Source organism: Pseudonocardia autotrophica, assembly GCF_003945385.1.
GTDB lineage: Bacteria > Actinomycetota > Actinomycetes > Mycobacteriales > Pseudonocardiaceae > Pseudonocardia > Pseudonocardia autotrophica.
This window is the reverse complement of record NZ_AP018920.1, coordinates 4,152,614-4,169,713: the sequence shown is the minus strand read 5'-3', so window position 1 is coordinate 4,169,713 and position 17,100 is coordinate 4,152,614. Positions and strand designations below refer to the sequence as shown.

General features: G+C 75.0%; 18 protein-coding genes. 11 read left to right on the top strand and 7 right to left on the bottom strand.

What is annotated here, in order from left to right; translation table 11 throughout:
* Positions 1–48: 48 nt before the first annotated feature.
* From Pdca_RS19505 to Pdca_RS19495, 3 genes are read right to left on the bottom strand one after another with little or no spacing between them, the layout of a single operon-like run.
* Positions 49–927 carry an alpha/beta hydrolase gene (locus Pdca_RS19505; protein ID WP_085915113.1) on the bottom strand — a complete coding sequence of 293 codons (879 nt, stop codon included), beginning with the start codon at positions 925–927 and terminating at the stop codon, positions 49–51.
* A gap of 19 nt (positions 928–946) precedes the next feature.
* Positions 947–1,789: a mycofactocin-coupled SDR family oxidoreductase gene (locus Pdca_RS19500; RefSeq protein WP_085915112.1), complete on the bottom strand. Its 843-nt coding sequence runs from the start codon at positions 1,787–1,789 to the stop codon at positions 947–949.
* Positions 1,786–2,253, bottom strand: a complete 468-nt coding sequence (locus tag Pdca_RS19495) for an SDR family oxidoreductase (RefSeq protein ID WP_208115256.1) — start codon at positions 2,251–2,253, stop codon at positions 1,786–1,788. Before Pdca_RS19495 ends, Pdca_RS19500 begins: the two co-directional genes overlap by 4 nt.
* On the opposite strand from Pdca_RS19495, the gene Pdca_RS36440 reads away from it, so the two are divergent.
* From Pdca_RS36440 to Pdca_RS19480, 3 genes are read left to right on the top strand one after another with little or no spacing between them, the layout of a single operon-like run.
* A complete protein-coding gene (locus Pdca_RS36440; protein ID WP_197719776.1) occupies positions 2,173–2,778 on the top strand; it encodes an enoyl-CoA hydratase-related protein in 606 nt (201 codons plus the stop codon). The two genes, Pdca_RS19495 and Pdca_RS36440, sit on opposite strands and share 81 nt — an antisense overlap.
* A complete protein-coding gene (locus Pdca_RS19485) occupies positions 2,700–3,737 on the top strand; it encodes a thiolase C-terminal domain-containing protein (RefSeq protein ID WP_174824328.1) in 1,038 nt (345 codons plus the stop codon). The genes Pdca_RS36440 and Pdca_RS19485 overlap by 79 nt, the downstream gene beginning before the upstream one ends.
* Positions 3,734–4,156 carry a Zn-ribbon domain-containing OB-fold protein gene (locus Pdca_RS19480; protein WP_085915111.1) on the top strand — a complete coding sequence of 141 codons (423 nt, stop codon included), beginning with the start codon at positions 3,734–3,736 and terminating at the stop codon, positions 4,154–4,156. The genes Pdca_RS19485 and Pdca_RS19480 overlap by 4 nt, the downstream gene beginning before the upstream one ends.
* A 38-nt stretch (positions 4,157–4,194) precedes the next feature.
* Here the strand turns inward: Pdca_RS19480 and Pdca_RS19475 are convergent, their stop codons facing one another.
* Genes Pdca_RS19475 through Pdca_RS19465 form a run of 3 tightly spaced genes read right to left on the bottom strand, consistent with a single transcriptional unit; the run spans position 4,195 to position 7,600 of the window.
* Complete coding sequence (locus tag Pdca_RS19475; protein WP_197719775.1) at positions 4,195–5,049, bottom strand: FadR/GntR family transcriptional regulator; 855 nt, start codon at positions 5,047–5,049, stop codon at positions 4,195–4,197.
* A gap of 59 nt (positions 5,050–5,108) precedes the next feature.
* The gene (locus tag Pdca_RS19470; protein ID WP_166665844.1) at positions 5,109–6,452 is read right to left on the bottom strand and encodes an amidohydrolase family protein; all 1,344 of its coding nucleotides are present in this window, start codon (positions 6,450–6,452) and stop codon (positions 5,109–5,111) included.
* Positions 6,449–7,600, bottom strand: coding sequence for a CoA transferase (locus tag Pdca_RS19465; RefSeq protein ID WP_085915110.1), 1,152 nt, complete (start codon positions 7,598–7,600; stop codon positions 6,449–6,451). The genes Pdca_RS19470 and Pdca_RS19465 overlap by 4 nt, the downstream gene beginning before the upstream one ends.
* A 26-nt stretch (positions 7,601–7,626) precedes the next feature.
* Between Pdca_RS19465 and Pdca_RS19460 the strand changes: the two genes are divergently transcribed.
* The 6 genes from Pdca_RS19460 to Pdca_RS19435 all read left to right on the top strand — a co-directional run bounded on the left by Pdca_RS19460 (position 7,627) and on the right by Pdca_RS19435 (position 14,680).
* Positions 7,627–8,658 (top strand): enoyl-CoA hydratase/isomerase family protein, encoded by a 1,032-nt coding sequence (locus Pdca_RS19460; protein WP_085915109.1) that lies wholly within the window; start codon positions 7,627–7,629, stop codon positions 8,656–8,658.
* A gap of 99 nt (positions 8,659–8,757) precedes the next feature.
* Positions 8,758–10,074 (top strand): MFS transporter, encoded by a 1,317-nt coding sequence (locus tag Pdca_RS19455; RefSeq protein ID WP_085915108.1) that lies wholly within the window; start codon positions 8,758–8,760, stop codon positions 10,072–10,074.
* Between the two features lie 79 nt (positions 10,075–10,153).
* Complete coding sequence (locus Pdca_RS19450; RefSeq protein WP_232021059.1) at positions 10,154–11,527, top strand: FAD-dependent oxidoreductase; 1,374 nt, start codon at positions 10,154–10,156, stop codon at positions 11,525–11,527.
* 42 nt (positions 11,528–11,569) lie between these two features.
* Complete coding sequence (locus Pdca_RS19445) at positions 11,570–12,892, top strand: MFS transporter (protein ID WP_085915107.1); 1,323 nt, start codon at positions 11,570–11,572, stop codon at positions 12,890–12,892.
* Positions 12,889–13,635 carry an SDR family NAD(P)-dependent oxidoreductase gene (locus Pdca_RS19440; RefSeq protein WP_085915106.1) on the top strand — a complete coding sequence of 249 codons (747 nt, stop codon included), beginning with the start codon at positions 12,889–12,891 and terminating at the stop codon, positions 13,633–13,635. The genes Pdca_RS19445 and Pdca_RS19440 overlap by 4 nt, the downstream gene beginning before the upstream one ends.
* Before the next feature lie 19 nt (positions 13,636–13,654).
* Positions 13,655–14,680, top strand: coding sequence for an alcohol dehydrogenase catalytic domain-containing protein (locus Pdca_RS19435; RefSeq protein WP_232021058.1), 1,026 nt, complete (start codon positions 13,655–13,657; stop codon positions 14,678–14,680).
* 46 nt (positions 14,681–14,726) lie between these two features.
* On the opposite strand, the gene Pdca_RS19430 is transcribed toward Pdca_RS19435, so the two are convergent.
* Positions 14,727–15,467, bottom strand: coding sequence for an SDR family NAD(P)-dependent oxidoreductase (locus Pdca_RS19430; protein WP_085915105.1), 741 nt, complete (start codon positions 15,465–15,467; stop codon positions 14,727–14,729).
* Between the two features lie 54 nt (positions 15,468–15,521).
* Between Pdca_RS19430 and Pdca_RS19425 the strand changes: the two genes are divergently transcribed.
* Positions 15,522–16,235 carry a nitroreductase family protein gene (locus tag Pdca_RS19425; protein WP_085915104.1) on the top strand — a complete coding sequence of 238 codons (714 nt, stop codon included), beginning with the start codon at positions 15,522–15,524 and terminating at the stop codon, positions 16,233–16,235.
* 58 nt (positions 16,236–16,293) lie between these two features.
* Positions 16,294–17,082: an enoyl-CoA hydratase/isomerase family protein gene (locus Pdca_RS19420; protein ID WP_085915103.1), complete on the top strand. Its 789-nt coding sequence runs from the start codon at positions 16,294–16,296 to the stop codon at positions 17,080–17,082.
* Positions 17,083–17,100: the final 18 nt, after the last annotated feature.

Here is a 17,100-nt window from a genome sequence, read left to right as displayed (position 1 = left end):
CTGCTGAGGCCGGCGCGATCGACGTCGCCTCCCCGCCTCCCCGACCGCTCAGACCCGGGGGCGGACGAACGCCTTCGCGGCCTCGAGGGCCTCGGCGGCCTCAGGGAGGAAGGGGAAGATCGTGAAGATGTGCGGGACGTGGGCGATGAGCAGGAGCTCGGCCTCCCCGCCCGCGGCCCTCGCCTTCTCCACGACCCGCACCGAGTCGTCGCGCAGGGCCTCGTGGGCCCCGGCCACGGCGAAGATCGGCGGGAGGTCGTGGAAGTCCCCGCTGACCGGCGAGGCGTAGGGGACCGTGTGCGGGTCGGCGCCGCTCAGGTACAGCTCGCAGTTCGCCAGCGCGAACGGGCGGCTGACGACCGGATCCTCCGGGAACTCGTCGTAGGACGCGCCCTCGGCGGCGAGATCGGCCCACGGCGAGAACAGGGCGATCGCACCGGAGGTCGGCTCGCCCTTGTCCCGCAGGGACATCTGCAGGCCCAGGGCCAGCCCGCCGCCCGCCGAGTCGCCCGTGGCGATGATCCGGGCGGGGTCGACCTGCGTGGTCAGCCAGAGATAGGCCGCGCGGGCGTCGTCGAGCGCGGCGGGGTACAGGTGCTCGGGCGCGAGCCGGAAGTCGACGACCAGGACCCGGGCGTCGAGCGCGCGGGAGAGCCGGTAGGCGAACTCGCGGTAGTTGTGCGCGGAGCCCATGACGTAGCCGCCGCTGTGCAGGTGGATCGCGGCGCGGTCGCGCGCGACGCCGGGTGCGGACACCCACAGGCACGGCACCCCGCCCGCGTCCACCTCCCCGATCTCCGCGTCCTCCGGGACCGGGTACTGCGCGTGCATCGCGGTGACGGCCTGGCGCCACTCGGCGAACCCGGGCTCACCCGGGGGGTGGGCGTCGAGCCAGGCCTGGTTCGCCTGCGCCACGAACTCACTCATGATCGCTTCTCCTCGTTCGTCACTTGACCAGCAACCCGGCGTCGATCGGCAGGGGGACGCCGGTGATCAGCCGAGAGTCCTCCGACGCCAGGAAGACCACGGCACGACTGATGTCCCACGGGTCCGCCCACGGCGCCGGCAGCGCGTGCATGCTCGCCGACGCTTCCGTGAAGTCCTCGCGGGTGGGGTCCTCCAAATCCGGGCGGAAGATCTTGTAGGTGGTCTCGTTCTGCACCATCGGGGTGTCCACCTGTGTCGGGTGCACGCTGTTCACCCGGATGGAGTGCGGGGCCAGCTCGGAGGCCAGCACCCGCATCAGCCCGACGACGCCGTGCTTGGCCGCCGAGTAGGCCCCGATGCCCTGGTAGCCGCGCAGCCCCGCCATGGAGCTGGTGAGGACCATCGACCCGCCGCGCCCACCCGCGATCAGGTGCGGCACGGCGGCCCGGCAGGTCTTCCAGACCCCGGTGAGGTTGATGGCGAGCATCTGCTCCCAGTCCTCGTCGGTGATCTCGTGCGCCGCGACCTTCGACGCCGCGATGCCCGCGTTCGCCACCACGACGTCCAGCCTGCCGAGCTCGGCGACCGCGGCGTCGAGCGCGGCGCCCAGCGCCTGCCCGTCGCGCACGTCGACCCGCGCAGACACGGCGCGCCGGTCGAGCGCCTCGACCTGCGCGACCGTCTCCGCCAGCTCCTCGGCGGTGCCGAGCGGGTAGCCGAGCCGGAGCTCGGGCAGCTCCTCGGCGACGTCGACCAGGATGACGTCCGCACCCGCCTTCGCCAGCTCGATCGCATGGGACCGGCCCTGGCCCCGCGCGGCACCGGTCACGAACGCGACCTTGCCCTCCAGTCCGCCGCTCACCGGATCACCAACCCGGCATCGACGGTCAACGCGGTGCCCGTGACGTACCGGGACTCGTCCGAGGCGAGGTAGACCACCGCATTGCTGATGTCGACGGGCTCCACGGTCTCCACCGGCAGCGTGTTGAGGAACAGCGGCGCGAGGTCCGTGTCCTGGCTCAACAGGGCCTCCAACCCGCCCATGCCCTCCAGCATCCGGGTCGCGACACCCGTGGGGTGCACGGTGTTGACCCGGATGTGGTGCTTGGCCAGCTCGTTGGCCAGCGACCGGGCGATGCCGACGACCCCGTGCTTCGACGCCGTGTAGGGCCCGAGGAACGGCAGCCCCTTGATCCCGGCCGTGGAGCTGGTGGCGATCATGGAGCCGCCACCGTCCGCGATCAGGTGCGGCGCGGCCGCGGCGAGGGTGTTCCAGACGCCGACGAGGTTGGTGTCCAGCGTCTCGCGCCAGATCTCCGGGGTCACCTCAGTGCCGCCCGCGCGCTGACCGGGATCCGGAGCATCCGGGTACCCGTCATCGCGGCGGTCAACGGTGCCGCGGCGGGCGGCGGGCTCGCCCTGGCCCTGGCCGCGGACATCCGGCTGGCCTCGCCGCGGGCGAAGTTCAGTGCGGCCTTCGTCAAGATCGGACTGTCGGCCGGGGACCTCGGCACGTCGTGGCTGCTGCCCCGACTGATCGGACCCGCCGCCGCCGCGGAGTTCGCCTATACGGCGGGCACGATGGACGCGGCGAGGGCCGAGGAGACCGGGCTAGGCCGGCCGCGCCGGAGGCGCCTTCGTCCAGCGGCCGCCGCGCGCCCGGCGCCTGCCGCGACACTGTCGGATGAGGCCTTCGCCTCCTGGTCCAACGGGCAGTACCCGGTCCGGGGTCGTGTCGCCGGCTCGACGACGCCGGCCTCACCCCGTCCGATGTGGACGGCATCGTGCGCTGCTCGCACGACACGGTGTACGCGCACGACCTGGCGCACGCGATCGGCGTCCCGCAGCTGACCTTCTGGTCCGACGTCGGCCCCGGCGGGGTGGCGCCCGCCGCGATGGTCGGCCAGGCCGTGGCGGCGATCCTGTCCGGCCAGGCCGAGACCGTGGTCGTGTTCCGCGAGCTCAACGGCCGCTCGGGCCGCCGCTACGGGCTCGCCGACGCCGCCGGTGACCGGGTCGGTGGCGCCGGGACCTACGACGAGTTCTTCCTCCCCTACGGCCTGCTCACCCCGGGTCAGGTGTTCGCGATGCTGGCCCGGCGGCACATGGCCGAGTTCGGCACCGAGCCCGAGCACCTCGGCCACATCGCGCTGACCTGCCGGGAGCGTGCCAACGCCAACCCCGCGGCGCAGATGCACGAGCGCACGATGACGATGGACGACTACCTCGGGTCACGTCCGATCGCCGAGCCGCTGCGGCTGTTCGACTTCTGCCTGGAGACCGACGGGGCCTGCGCCGTCGTCGTCACCTCGACCGAGCGGGCCCGGGACCTGCGCCGGCCGCCGGCGCTGATCCGGGCCGTCGCGCAGGCGAGCATCCCCGACCCGCAGCCCGGGATGATGTACCCGATCCTGATGCGGGACTCGCTGACCGAGCTGCCGGCCGCCGCCGTGGCCCGAACCCTGTGGTCGCGGGCCGGGCTGGGCCCCGGGGACGTCGACGTCGCCCAGCTCTACGACTGCTTCACGATCACCGTGCTGCTCCAGCTCGAGGACTGGGGCTTCTGCGCCAAGGGCGAGGGCGGACCGTTCGCCGCGAGCGGGAACCTCGGTCCGGGCGGCTCGCTGCCGATCAACACGGCCGGCGGGCACCTGTCGGAGGGATACGTGCACGGCATGAACCACGTGCTGGAGGGGGTGCGGCAGATCCGCGGCACCTCGACGTCGCAGGTCCCGGGCGCCGAGACCTGCCTGGTCGCGACCACCCCGCTGCCCCCGGGCAGCGGGCTGCTGCTGCGGAGCGACGGGTGACCGGGCCGGCCGGGCCCTCCCGGCTGCTACCGGTCGACGACGACCTGGACACCGGGCCGTTCTTCGCCGCCGCCCGCCGCGGCGAGCTGGCGCTGCAGCACTGCACGGCCTGCGGGCTGCTGCTGCACGTGCCCAAGGCCTACTGCCACCGGTGCGGGAGCTGGGAGACCGACTGGCGGGTGGTGCCGGGCCGCGGCAGCCTGCTGACCTGGACGGTCGTCACCCACCAGGTCCATCCCGCGCACCCGGTGCCCTACACGGTGGTGCTCGTCGCCGTCGACGGCTGCGGAGCGCACCTGGTCGGCTCGCTGCCCGGCCGGCCCGAGCTCGCGACCGGGCAGCCGATGGAGGTCTGGTTCGAGCACCTCGACCACGGCGTCGTGCTGCCGAACTGGCGGCCGGTCGCGCCGCACGAATGAGCCCCGCTCCCCGGTGACCGGCGGGCCCGGTCGGGTGGTCACAGCCACTCGACCGGGCCCCCGGCGCGCTCGCCGAGATCGGCCGCGGTCGCGGCGACGACCTCACCGATGTGGCGTTCCATCTCCTCGCGGGCCTTCCGCGGACGACCGTCGACGACGGCGCGGGCTATGGCGTGATGGTCGTGCACCAGCACGCCGTAGAGCCGGCGCGGATCGTCCACCCGCGCCACGTGGTGACTGACGATCAGGCCGTAGCTCGGCAGGGTCAGCTCCAGCACGCGGTTGGCGGCCAGCGTCGCCAGCCGGGCGTGGAAGCCCGCGTGCATCTCGACGAAGTCGTCGACCCCCTCGGAGTCGTACGGCGGGTGGTCACCGAGGTAGGGCGCCATCAGATCGCGGCGCAGCCCGGCGTCGGGATGGCGGGCCGCCCGCTCGGCGAGCATCGTCTCGGCCACCTCCCACGCCTCGAGCAGCTCGGCGTAGCTGGCTCCCGCCATCCGGAAGTAGAGCGTGGTCATCCGGCCGATGCTCGCCGGGTCCACCGACCCGACCTTCGGCCCGCCCCGCGGGCCCCGCCGGATCGTGATCAGCCCCTGGGTCTCCAGCAGCCGCAGCCCCTCCCGCAGGGACTCCCGGCTGACCCCGTACTGCTCGATCATCGACGCCTCGTTGGGCAACGCGTCACCGGTGCGGTAGCCCTTCTCCAGGATGTCGGTGACGATGTCGCGGGCCACCGCCTCGGACGCCTTGAGCGGCCGGAACACCGCACCCGCCGAGCCCATCGTGACCAGCCGGTCGTCCCGGGGGGTGGACGAGACCCGAGCCGCCCGGACCCAGCCCCCCGAACCCGGTGCCGACCGGTCCGTCCCCCCGGCGTCAGCGGGATTCCTCATGAGCGAAGGCTAGCCCATCCGGGCCCGCCGACCTGGTCCTCCGGGCCCGGTCGGCGGTGTCACGGGACCAGGCGTTCACCGGCGAGGAACACCGCGCGTACCGCGGAGGCGTCCGGTGCGGACAGCACCGTGTCGAGCGGGGCGTGCAGCAGGACCAGGTCCGCCGGGGCGCCCGGGGCCAGCCGGCGCGCCGGCCCACCGGGGGCGTGCGCGGGCGAGAGGTAGCCGGCCAGCGCGCGGCGTGCGCCGAGCCGTTCCGCCGGTCCCAGGGGCTCGCCGTCCGGAGTGGTGCGCGAGACCGCCGCGGCGACGACCGTCCAGGGGTCGGCCGGACCGTAGGGCGCGTCCGAGGACAGCCCGAGGCCGACGCCGGCGGCGTCGATGCTGGCGCACCGGTACAGGTCGGGGTGCTCGACGGCGGGGACCTCGCGGCGGAAGCGGTCGCCCCGATCGCGCAGGAACCCGGGCTGGGTCACGACGGTCAGCCCGCGCAGTTCCGGGAGCAGGGCCTCCGGTACCAGGGCGGCGTGCTCGACGCGGTCGCCGGGGTGCCGCCCCGCCACCTCCAGCGCGGCCAGCAGCAGCACCAGCGACTCGACGGTCACCGAGTGCACGGCGACCCCGCGTCCGGCGCGGTGCGCGGCCGCGATCCGGTCGGCGAGCTCGTCCGGGCCGGGCAGGTCGTGATCGGACAGGACGATCTTGTACGGCCCCGCGGCGACGCCCGGCGGCGGATCCGCCCCCAGCGGCAGACCGAGCAGCGTGAGCCGCTGACGGACCGTGGACAGCGAGGCGACGGCCGCCGCGGCGAGATCCGGCGTGGCGTCGGTGACGGCGGTGATCCCGTAGCCCGCCAGCTCGGTGGCGACGCCGCGCGGGTCCGGCGGCCCGGTGCCGGGCAGGTGCGCGCGCAGCCAGGCGTCGGCGCGGAACAGCCGCCCGGTCGGGGCCCCGGCGGCGTCCCGTTCCAGGCCGGGGTGGTCCGCGTCGCCGAGGACGGCCAGCGCGGCCGAGTTCAGTGTCCACATCGCACCGCTGTGGTGCTGGACCCGGACCGGATCGGCGGGGCGGACCGTGTCGAGCACCCGGGCGTCGAGGTCGTCGTCGTGGTTGCCGACGACCCGGATCCAGCCGCCGGTCCCTGGCCGGGCGGCCGCGAGCGCGGTGAGCAGGCTCGACCGGTCGCGCCCGGCGGGCACCGACTCCCGGGCGGCGGCCAGCGCGTGCAGGTGCAGGTGGTGGTCGGCGAGCCCGGGCAGCAGGGCCCCGCCGCGGCCGTCGAGCACCTCGGACACCCCGGCCGGGACGGCACCGGCGGGATCGACGGCGTGGATCCGGCCGTCCCGGACCGTCACGTCGGCGAGCGCGCCGCGGACCTCCACCCGCCGCAGCAGCAGGGTCACCGTGGTGCCGCCCGCTCGGCGGTGACGGCGGTGATGACGGCGGTGGTGTCGGCGCCGAACGCCGGTGCCCGGCCCGGGGCGGTGCGGGCCCGGGGCTCCGCGACGGCCCGGTCCCCGGACGGGCCGCCCGGCGACCCGTCCAGTGTGGCCGCCACGACGCCGGTCATCGACACGTCGTGCAGGACGCCGGGCTCGCACAGCGCGAGCGCGGCCGCGGTGAGCCCGGTCAGCGGGTCGGCGATCGCGTCCCCGGCGAAGACCGGGAGCCCCTCGTGGTCGCGGGCCACCAGGCCGGCGGACGCGGCGACGTCGTCGCCGAACCCGACCCGGTCGCTGTCCCGGCCGGCGGCGGTGATCGAGATCCAGGTCGCGCCGCGGGCCACCTCGGCCCCGGCGTCGATCCCGAACCCGCGCAGCGCGCGCGGCCGCGAGGCCTCGACGACGATGTCCGCGCGGCGCACCAGCCGGTGCAGCGCGGCGCGCTGGTCCGGGTCGCCGGGGTCCAGCACGACCGACCGGTCCCCGGCGTGCAGCAGGTCGTGGAACCCGGGCGTGCCGTGCCGCGACCGGTCGGGCCGCGACGGCGTCTCGACGGTGACCACCCGGGCCCCGGCCAGGCCCAGCAGGTGGGTGCACAGTGGAGCCGCCCAGAGCGCTCCGAACGAGACGACCGTGGCCCCGGCGACGTCGCGCGCCGGACCGGGGACCGGGACGGCCGGTGCCGGCTCGACGGCGTCCGGGACCGAGTGCGCGGCCAGCCCCAGCAGCGCGGCGCCGTCGTCCAGCTCGGCCGGGGTGAGGCCGGCCAGCGCCCGCGCCAGCTCCGGCCACGGGTCGGCGGCGGGCAGCTCGCGGCCGACCAGGGCGCCCAGCAGCGCCGGGTCGTCGGGCCGCGCGCAGCCGACGGCCGCCCATCCGGTGCGCAGCCGCAGCAGCCTGCTGCCGCCGCCCACCGAGATCCGGCCCGCGCGCCGCCGGCCGGTGAGCGCGGCCCGCTCCGCGAGCAGGGCCGCTCCGTCCGTCCCGAACAGCCTGCCGAGCTCGGCGGCGACCGCGGCGGCCCGGCCGGGCGGGACCAGGGCCGGGCCGTCCGGGTGCCCGGTCAGCGGGACGACGCCCGAGGCGAGCCAGGCGTCGGCGGCGTCCATCCCGACAGCCTAGGCTCGCCCGCACCATGACAGACACGGACGCGGTGGTCGTCTCACCCGGCGACCTGGCCGGGCTCTGGTCCCTGGCCCGGCCCGGCACCGACGGGCCGGTGGTGCTCGGAGTGGACCTGCGCGCCCCGGCCGACGCCGGCGCCGTGCTGCCGGACCCGCTCCCGGATCTCGTCCTGGTCGGGGTGGGCCCGGTCGCGCCGGAGCACGCCCGGCTGGCCGCGGCGCTGGACCTCACCCTGGCACCGCGCGGCCCCGCCGCCGCGGCCCGGTGGAGCATCGCGGTCGACGACCCGCCGGCCGAGCTCGCCGAGCTCACGGCGGCCGCCGCACGGGCGCCCCGGGCGACCACGGTGCTCACCGACCTGCTCCGCTGGAACGGCCGGCTCACCGTCCCGGCCGCGATCGAGGTCGAGTCGTTCGCCTACGCGACGGTGCTGGCGGGGGAGGAGTTCCGGTCCTGGCTCGCCCGCCGCGGGGACCGGCCCGAGCCGCCCGACGTGGACGATCCCGTGCTGCTCGCCCGGGACGGCGACACGCTGCGGGTCACACTGAACCGCCCGGCCCGGCGCAACGCCTACGGCCGGCTGCTGCGCGACGCGCTGGTCGACGCCCTCGACCTCGCCGTCGCCGACCCGTCGGTCACCCGGGTGCTGCTCGACGGGGCGGGTCCGGCGTTCTGCTCCGGCGGCGACCTCGACGAGTTCGGGACCGCACCGGACCCGGTCGTCGCCCACCTCGTCCGCACCCGCGGGGGAGCGGCGCGCCGGGTGCACGCCCTGGCGGCCCGGACCGAGGTGCGGGTGCACGGGGCCTGCGTGGGCGCCGGCGTCGAGATCCCGGCGCTGGCGGGCCGGGTGGTCGCCGCGCCGGATGCGACGTTCCGGCTGCCGGAGATCGGGATGGGCCTGATCCCCGGCGCCGGGGGGACGGTCGGCATCCCGCGCCGGATCGGGCGCCGGCGGGCGCTGTACCTGGCGCTGTCCGGGCGGGCCGTCGATGCGGGCACCGCGCTCGACTGGGGTCTGGTGGATCGCATCGACCCGTGACGGGCCCGCGACGCTGTTGAACTGATATCAGTTTTGTTCTAGCGTCCTGATCCGGTTGCGGCACGGAGCGGTGTCGCCCGGGACCCCTGAGGAGCGTCCATGACGGCGACGGACGAGAACCCGGCCCGCCGGGCGAGCATCGCGGCGGCGGTCGGCACCGCTGTCGAGTACTACGACTTCGCGGTCTTCGGCGTGCTCGCCGTGGTGCTGGCGCCGCTGTTCTTCCCGGCCGGCGATCCCGCCGTGGCGCTGCTCGCCACGCTCGCGGTCTACGGTGCGGCGTTCCTGGCCCGCCCGCTGGGCGGGCTGCTGTTCGGCCGGATCGGCGACCGGCACGGGCGGCGCACCGTGCTGCTGGTCACCGTGGCGCTGATGGGGGTGGCGACGCTCGCGACCGGGCTGCTCCCGACCTACGCCACGATCGGCATCGCCGCGCCGGTGCTGCTGACCGTGCTGCGGATCGTGCAGGGCCTGTCGGCCGGAGGGGAGATCGGTGGCGCCGCGTCGCTGGCGACCGAGTCCGCGCCCCGCGCGCGGCGCGGTCTGTTCGGCTCGGCCACCTCGATCGGGGCCGCGGCCGGCATCGCCGGTGCCTCGGCCGTCGCCGGGCTGGTCGCGCTGGTGCTCACCCCCGAGGACATGGCGGCCTGGGGCTGGCGGCTGCCGTTCCTGGTCGCCGCGCCACTGCTCCTGATCAGCGTCGCGCTGCGGTGGCGGGTCGAGGACTCGCCGGTCTTCACCGAGATGCGCGACGGGGGCGAGCGCGCCGCCGCGCCGGTCTCGGAGGTGCTGCGTGAGCACCGGGCCGCCGTCCTGCGGGTCGCGGCCGCCGCGTTCGCCCAGACCACCACGGGCGGTCTCGCGTCGGTCTACCTGGTCGTGCACCTGACCTCGGTCCTGGGGTACCCGCTGGCCCAGGCGGTCTGGCTCTCGGTCGGCATCGCGCTCGTGCCGCTCACCGTGATCGCATGGACCGGGGCGCTGTCCGACCGGTTCGGGCGGCGCCGGATCGGCGCGCTGGGCTACGGCGGGTTCGCCGTCCTCGCGATCCCGTGCTTCGCGCTGATGGGGCTCGGCAGCCTGCCGGTCGCGGTCCTCGCGGCCCTGGTGCTCAACATCCCCTACGGCGTGGTCCTCGGCGTCGCCTTCACCCAGTACGCCGAGCTCTTCCCGACGCGGGTCCGCTACACCGGGGTGTCACTCGGCTTCAACGTGGGCGGGGTCGTCGGGTCCGGGCTGTTCGCCCTCGTGGCGACCTTCCTCGTCGAGGTCACCGGCAGCCCACTCGGGCCGGCGTTCTATCTCGTCACCGCCGCGGCCGTCGGGCTGCTCGTGCTGCTCTCGGTGCGGGAGACCGCGGGCAGCGACATGCGCGACCCGGCCCCCGATGTGGTCGCGGGGCGCGACACCGCTTGACCCGCCGACGTCGGGTGCCTAGCGTCTAACTGAACTCAGTTCATGTGAGCGCAGTGGCTCACGACGGAAGGGTGTGACCGTGGACGACCAGCACGCCACGACCGGACGGGCCGACCTGCTCGTGCTGGGCGGCGGGATGGCCGGACTCTCCGCGGCCGCCCGGGCCGCCGGGCACGGCCTGCGGGTGACCCTGGTGGAGCGCGGCCCGGACCTGGGCGGCTCCGCCCGGTACGCGGGCTACCTCTGGACCGCCGCCACCCCGGAGGTCATGGCCGAGGTCAACCCCGGTGGCTCGCCCGAGCTGCGGGACACGGTCGTCGCGGGCTTCCCCGGTGCGCTGGACTTCGTCCGCGACCTCGGCGTGCCGGTCGGGGAACCGGTCACGGTCCTGAGGTACGGGACCGGCCACCAGGTCGACACCGGCGCCTTCGTCGCCGCCTGCCGCCGCCGCATCGCGGCGTCCGGCGAGATCGTGACCGGGGCCCGCACCGAGCACCTGCTGACCGACGACGCCGGCCGCGTCACCGGCGCCGGGATCGTCACCCCCGACGGGACCCGGCGCACCGTGCGGGCGACGACGACGCTGCTGGCCACCGGCGGCTTCCCGGCCGACGCCGACCTGCGGGCCGAGCACGTGCACCCGCAGGCCCGTGACATCGCCGCCCGGTCCAACCCGTGGAGCCGCGGCGACGGCCTGCGCCTGGCGCTGGCGGCGGGTGCCCGCGTCACGAACTCCGGCGGCGGCTTCTACGGCCACCTCGTCCCGACCGGCGTCGAGCTCACCCCGGAGCTCTACGTCGAGGCCGCGCTCTACTACAGCGAGCACGCGTGGCTGTTCAACCTGGCCGGGGAGCGCTTCGTCGACGAGAGCGTCGGCGACCACCTGACCACGATCGCGCTGGTGGACCAGCCGGAGTGCCGGGGGCTGCTGGTGACCGACGCCCGTGGCTACCGTGAGGTGGTGTGCGCGCCCTACGTCGAGGGCGGTCCGGCGAACGACAAGTTCGAGCTGGCCCGGCGCCGGGGCGCGCGCTGCGTGGTGGCCGACTCGGCCGCGGACTTCGCCCACGTGCCCCCGGAGTGGGGCTACGACGGCCCGCGGATCGCGGCCGAGATCGCCCGGCTCGCCGCCGGCGGCGAGCCCGGCCCCGCCCGCTCGATCCTCCCGCGCCCACTCGACGAACCGCCCTACTACGTCATCGAGACGACCGCGGCGATCACCTTCCCGTTCGCCGGTATCGAGGTCGACGGCCGCGGCCGGGTCCGCTCCGCGGACGGCGGCGTGGTCGACGGCCTGCACGCCGCGGGCGCCGACGCCGGCGGCCTCTACCGGAACGCCTACGCCGGCGGCCTCGTCCCGGCCGTCGTCCTCGGGCTGGCCGCGGCGGACGCGGCCCGCGACCGCGCCGCGGGCACCGCGGACCTCGTGCCCGGGCCGGCGGGCACACCCTGACCGGCACCATCCCCGATCCCCCTCTCCGCGCAAAGGAGCGCCATGTCGAGCACCACCTCCACGGAGGCCCGGCGGATCGGCCGCCGGGCCAGCACTGCCGCGGCCGTCGGGACGGCCATCGAGTACTACGACTTCGCCATCTACGGCTACCTCGCGGTCGTGCTGGCACCGCTGTTCTTCCCCTCCGAGGACGGCCTGATCGGTGTGCTCGCCACGCTGACCGTCGTCGCCAGCGGGTTCCTCGCCCGCCCGCTCGGCGGTTTGTTCTTCGGCCGCCTCGGTGACCGGAAGGGGCGCCGGGCGGTACTGATGGCGACCGTCGCCGTGATGGGTGTGGCGACCGTGCTGACCGGCCTGCTCCCGACCTACGCGGAGGTCGGCGTGCTCGCGCCGGTCCTGCTCACCGTGCTGCGGATCGCGCAGGGCTTCTCGGCCGGCGGCGAGATCGGTGGTGCGGCGTCGCTGGCCACCGAGTCCGCTCCGTCGAAGCGCCGGGGCCTGTTCGGATCGGCGACTTCGGTCGGCATCGCGCTGGGCCTCGCCGGCGCGGCCGGGATCGTGGGCACGGTCACCGCGCTCACCACGCCGGAGCAGCTGGCGAGCTGGGGGTGGCGGATCCCGTTCCTGATCGCGGGCCCGCTGCTGGTCGGCGCGGTCCTGTACCGGATGCGGGTCGAGGACTCGCCGGTGTTCCAGAAGATGATCGACACCTCCGAGCCGCCCAAGGCGCCGATCACCGAGGTGGTGCGCGACCACCGGCGCTCGGTCTTCGGCGTGGTGGGCGTCGCCTACGCCACGATGACAGCGGGTGGTCTGAGCTCGGTGTACCTGCTGGTGCACCTCTCCGCGGTCCTGGGCTACTCGCTCACCTGGGCGCTGTGGCTGATCGTGCTGATCGTGCTGCTCCCGATCGGGCTCATCCCGTGGGCCGGGGCGCTCAGCGACCGTTACGGCCGGCGGACGGTCCTGACCGTCGGCCTCATCGGGTTCGCGGTCCTGGCGGTGCCCTGCTACTGGGCGATGCAGCAGGGGTCGATCGGGCTCGCCGTCGCCGCGGCACTGCTGCTGAACGTGCCGTTCGGGATCTGCCAGGGCGTGATCTACACCCTGTACTCCGAGCTGTTCCCGACCCGGGTCCGCTACACCGGCGTCTCGATCGGGTTCAACATCGGCGGCGTCATCGGCTCCGGGCTGGTGTCGGTGATCGCGACCTCGCTGGTCTCGCTGACCGGCAACACCCTCGCGCCGGCGTTCTACCTGCTGTTCGCCGCGCTGGTCGGTCTCGCTGTGGTCGCGACGCTGCGCGAGACCTCGCGCATCGCGCTCGCCGACGACGCGGCGGACCGGGCGACGGAGCGGGCGTGACGCCTGCGACGGCCGGCCGCCGGATCGTCGTCACCGGTGCCGGGAGCGGGATCGGGCGGGCGGTCGTCGAGCGGCTCACCGAGGCGGGTGCCGGGGTGGCCGGCCTCGACCTCGGCGGCGCCCGGGCGACGTCCGGCGGGGCTCCGCTCATCGAGTGCGACGTGCGCGACGAGGCGGCGGTCACCCGGGCGTTCGACCGGGCGGCCCGCGAGCTCGGCGGGATCGACGGGCTGGTCACCTGCGCCGGGGTCACCGACGGGACGCCGACCGCCGAGATGGGCCTGGCGACCTGGGAGACGGTCGTCGGGGTCAACCTCACCGGGACCTTCCTCGCCGTCCGGGCCGCGGTCGGGCACCTGCTCCGGGCCGGGGGAGGGTCGATCGTCACGATCGGCTCGGTCGGCTCGCTGGTCGCGGCCGGGCGCTCGGCGGCCTACGACGCGTCGAAGGGCGGTGTGCTGGCCCTGACCCGGTCCTGCGCGGTGGAGTACGCCGACCGCGGGATCCGGGCCAACTGCGTCTGCCCCGGCGCGGTCGACACCGGTCTGGGCCGCAACAGCGCCGACCGGCTGGGGCTCTCCCCGGAGGTCCGCACCGGGGTGCCCGGCCGGGTCTCCCCGCCGCAGGCCAGGGCCGCGCACCCGCGGGAGGTCGCCGACGTGGTGGCCTTCCTGCTGTCCGACGCCGCCACGTTCGTCACCGGGGCCGCGGTCCCGGTCGACGGCGGCTACACCGCCATCTGACCCTCGGAGGGGAAACCACGTGCACGCCTACCGGATGACGGCCGCGGGAACGGCCCGGATGGTCGAGCTGCCGGCACCGCGACCCGGCCCCGGGCAGGTCCTGCTGCAGGTCCGCGCCGCCGGAATCTGCCACAGCGACCTGCACGTGCTCGACGCACCGGCGGCCATGTGGGAGCCGCCCTTCACGCTCGGGCACGAGATCTGCGGGACGGTCACCGCGACCGGCGACGGGGCCGACCCGGAGCTCGTCGGCCGGCAGGTCGTCGTGCACGCCCCCTACGGTTGCGGGGAGTGCAGCCGATGCCGGGCCGGCGCGACCAACGACTGCGACCGGCGGCGCTCCCTGCCCGCGGGGCTGGGCCTCGGCGTCGACGGCGGGATGGCCGACGAGATCGTCGTCGACGCGGCGCGGCTGGTCGGTGCGGACGGGCTCGACCCCGCCGAGGCGGCCGCGCTCACCGACGCCGGCCTGACGTCCTACCGGGCGGTCACCGGATCGGCGGCGCACCTGGCGGAGCCGGGGGCGGTCGCCGTCGTGATCGGGGTGGGCGGGCTCGGTCACATGGCGATCGGCATCCTGCGCGCCCGGACCGGCGCGCACGTGGTGGCCGTGGACACCCGTGAGGAGGCGCTCGAGCTGGCCCGTGCCTGCGGCGCGCAGACCGCCTGCCGCCCGGACGAGGCCGCGGCCGCGGTGGCGTCGGCGTCGGAGGGGCGCGGCGCGGACGTCGTACTCGACTTCGTGGCCGCACAGGCCACACTGGACGGTGCGGGACCGCTGCTGCGGATCGCGGGGGAGCTGGTCCTCGTCGGCGGCGCCGGTGGGGTGCTGGCGGTGCGCAAGCCGGGCCCGCTGCCCTCCGGCGCGAGCCTGCGGCTGCCGTTCTGGGGTTCCTACGACGAGCTCGTCGAGACCGTCGCCCTCGCCCGGCAGGGCGGCATCCGGGCCCGCACGACGACCTACCCGCTCTCCGAGGTGACCCGCGCGCTGGAGGACCTGCGCGCCGGACGCGTGCTCGGGCGGGCGGTCCTCGTCCCGGAGTGAGGCGTCCCGGACCGAGGCCGTGATCCGCGTGCGGGCCCGGCCGGCCTCAGCGGGCCGACCAGCCGCCGTCGACCAGCAGCTCCGAGCCGGTGGTGTAGCCGGCCTCGGCACTCAGCAGGAAGGCGACGGCGGCGGCGACCTCCTCCGGGCGGCCCAGCCGGCCCATCGGGGTGTGGGCCAGCATCTCGCGGTGGCGGTCGGTGCCCTCGTAGCGTCCGAGCAGCTGCGCGGTACCGATGAACCCCGGGACGACCGCGTTGACCCGCACGCCGCGGTCGGCCCAGTGCAGGGCCGCGTTGAGGGTCATCGAGCGCACGGCGCCCTTGGCCGCGGCGTAGGAGAAACTGTTGCCCAGCCCGCCCGTCGTGCCCAGGACCGACCCGATGTTGACGATCGAGCCCCCGCCGGAACGCTCGATCACCGGTCCGCAGTACTTCATGCCCAGCCAGGTGCCGAGCTGGTCGACGGCCACCACGTCGTCCCAGCGCCGCCGGGACTCGTCGGCGACGGTGCCCAGGCTGCCGATCCCGGCGTTGTTCACCAGGCCGTCGAGCCGGCCGGTCGCGGCGGCGAGCCGCTCCCACTGCTCCTCGGCGGCGACGTCGAGCGCCGCGGTGCGGGTGCGGCCACCGATCCGGCCGGCGAGCTCGGCGCAGGCCGCCTCGTCGACGTCGGTGAGCACGACCTCCGCCCCGTCGGCCACCAGCCGCGCGGCGATCGCCGAGCCGAGACCGCCGGTCGCGCCGGTCAGCAGCACGGTCCGGCCCTCGAGCCCTCGCTCCGTCATCCGCTCCTCCTCGAGCTCTTGACAACGCTACCTGAATTGACTTTGATTCAGGTTATGCTCATCGACGAGGCCCTGTCCACCACCCGCGCGGTGCGCCGGCGGCTGGACGCGACGCGTGACGTGCCCGTCGAGCTCGTACGGGAGTGCGTCGAGCTCGCGATGCAGGCTCCGGCCGGGTCGGCGGTGGCGCGGACCCGGTTCGTCGTGGTCCGGGACCCGGAACGGCGCCGGGCGGTCGCCGAGATCTACTCCGACGTCTACCGCAACTCCTACAAGGAGTCCGCCGGCTACATCGGCAAGGTGTCCCGGGCCGACGCGGAGGGGCAGCTGATGCAGGAGCGGACCGCCCGGTCCGCCGACGCCCTCGAACGCGCCCTGCACGAGGTCGGGACGATCGTGATCGGCTGTCTGGACGGTGCCCGCCTGGACGGGGTCCCCTCGATGACGAGCAGCTCGCTGCTCGGCGGGGTGCTGCCGGCCATGTGGAGCTTCATGCTCGCCGGGCGTGCCCGCGGGCTCGGCACCTGCTGGACGACCATGCACCTGGCCCGCGAGCGGGACGTCGCCGAGGCGCTGGACATCCCCTTCAACCGGGTGCAGCAGGTCTGCCTCACCCCGCTCGCGTTCACCGTGGGCACCGACTTCCGGCCGGCGAGCCGGCCCGGGGCCGACGAGGTCGTGCACTGGGACGGCTGGGACGCCGACCGCGAGGGCCCCGCGCCGATCAAGGGTCTGCTGGGGCCGTCGACGGCGCCCGGGACTCCTTGACGGAAACCCGCTCCATCCGCAGATTTAACTGAGTTCAATTCAAGACATCGGAGGAATCATGGCAGTCGAGGACGACATCCAGTTCGAGCGCGACGGTCACGTGGCCCGGATCTGGCTGAACCGCCCGCACAAGCGCAACTGCATCACGGTCCCGATGCTGCACCGGCTCGACGAGATCATCACCGAGATCGAGGCCGACCCGGAGCTGCGGGTCGCGGTCGTGCGCGGGCGTGGCAACACCTTCTCGTCGGGCTTCGACCTCGACAGCCTGCAGGCCGAGTTCATCGGCAGCAGCACCGCGATGGACGTCGCCGTCGTGTCGGCCAAGGTCTGCGACCGGCTCTACAACATGTCCACCCCGTCCGTGGCGGTCCTGGAGGGCTACGTCACCGCCGGCGGGTTCGAGGTCATGATCTCGTGTGACTTCGCCATCGCGGACGAGACTGCGCAGATCGGCGACTTCCACATCCGCCGCGCGCTGTTCGGCGGCGCCGGCCCGATCTACCGGCTCCCGCGCATACTCGGCATCCGCAAGACCAAGGAGCTCATGCTCACCGGCAAGCTGCTCAGCGGCAAGGAGGCCGACGACTTCGACCTGGTCAACGCCAGCGCGCCGGCCGAGAAGCTGGACGCCACGGTCGAGGAGTTCATCAGCCACCTCACCGACAAGAGCCCGTTCCAGATGAAGTTGACCAAGATGGCGGTCGACCGGGGCCTGGACGCCGACATCGCCTCGCTGATGGTGCTGGAGCACCTCGCGGTCGGCGTGACCCTCAACTCCGACGACGCCGCCGAGGGCGTCGCCGCCTTCCTCGAGAAGCGCGAGCCCAAGTGGACGGGTCGCTGACCCGCGGACGGATCGCGT

Excerpts from the sequence above, each read along its gene's own strand:
- Pdca_RS19475 (WP_197719775.1), bottom strand. The coding sequence starts at position 5,049 with ATGAGGAATCCCGCTGACGCCGGGGGGACGGACCGGTCGGCACCGGGT.
- Pdca_RS19505 (WP_085915113.1), bottom strand. The coding sequence starts at position 927 with ATGAGTGAGTTCGTGGCGCAGGCGAACCAGGCCTGGCTCGACGCCCAC.
- Pdca_RS19465 (WP_085915110.1), bottom strand. The coding sequence starts at position 7,600 with ATGGACGCCGCCGACGCCTGGCTCGCCTCGGGCGTCGTCCCGCTGACC.
- Pdca_RS19455 (WP_085915108.1), top strand. The coding sequence starts at position 8,758 with ATGACGGCGACGGACGAGAACCCGGCCCGCCGGGCGAGCATCGCGGCG.
- Pdca_RS19460 (WP_085915109.1), top strand. The coding sequence starts at position 7,627 with ATGACAGACACGGACGCGGTGGTCGTCTCACCCGGCGACCTGGCCGGG.
- Pdca_RS19420 (WP_085915103.1), top strand. The coding sequence starts at position 16,294 with ATGGCAGTCGAGGACGACATCCAGTTCGAGCGCGACGGTCACGTGGCC.
- Pdca_RS19445 (WP_085915107.1), top strand. The coding sequence starts at position 11,570 with ATGTCGAGCACCACCTCCACGGAGGCCCGGCGGATCGGCCGCCGGGCC.
- Pdca_RS19425 (WP_085915104.1), top strand. The coding sequence starts at position 15,522 with ATGCTCATCGACGAGGCCCTGTCCACCACCCGCGCGGTGCGCCGGCGG.
- Pdca_RS19430 (WP_085915105.1), bottom strand. The coding sequence starts at position 15,467 with ATGACGGAGCGAGGGCTCGAGGGCCGGACCGTGCTGCTGACCGGCGCG.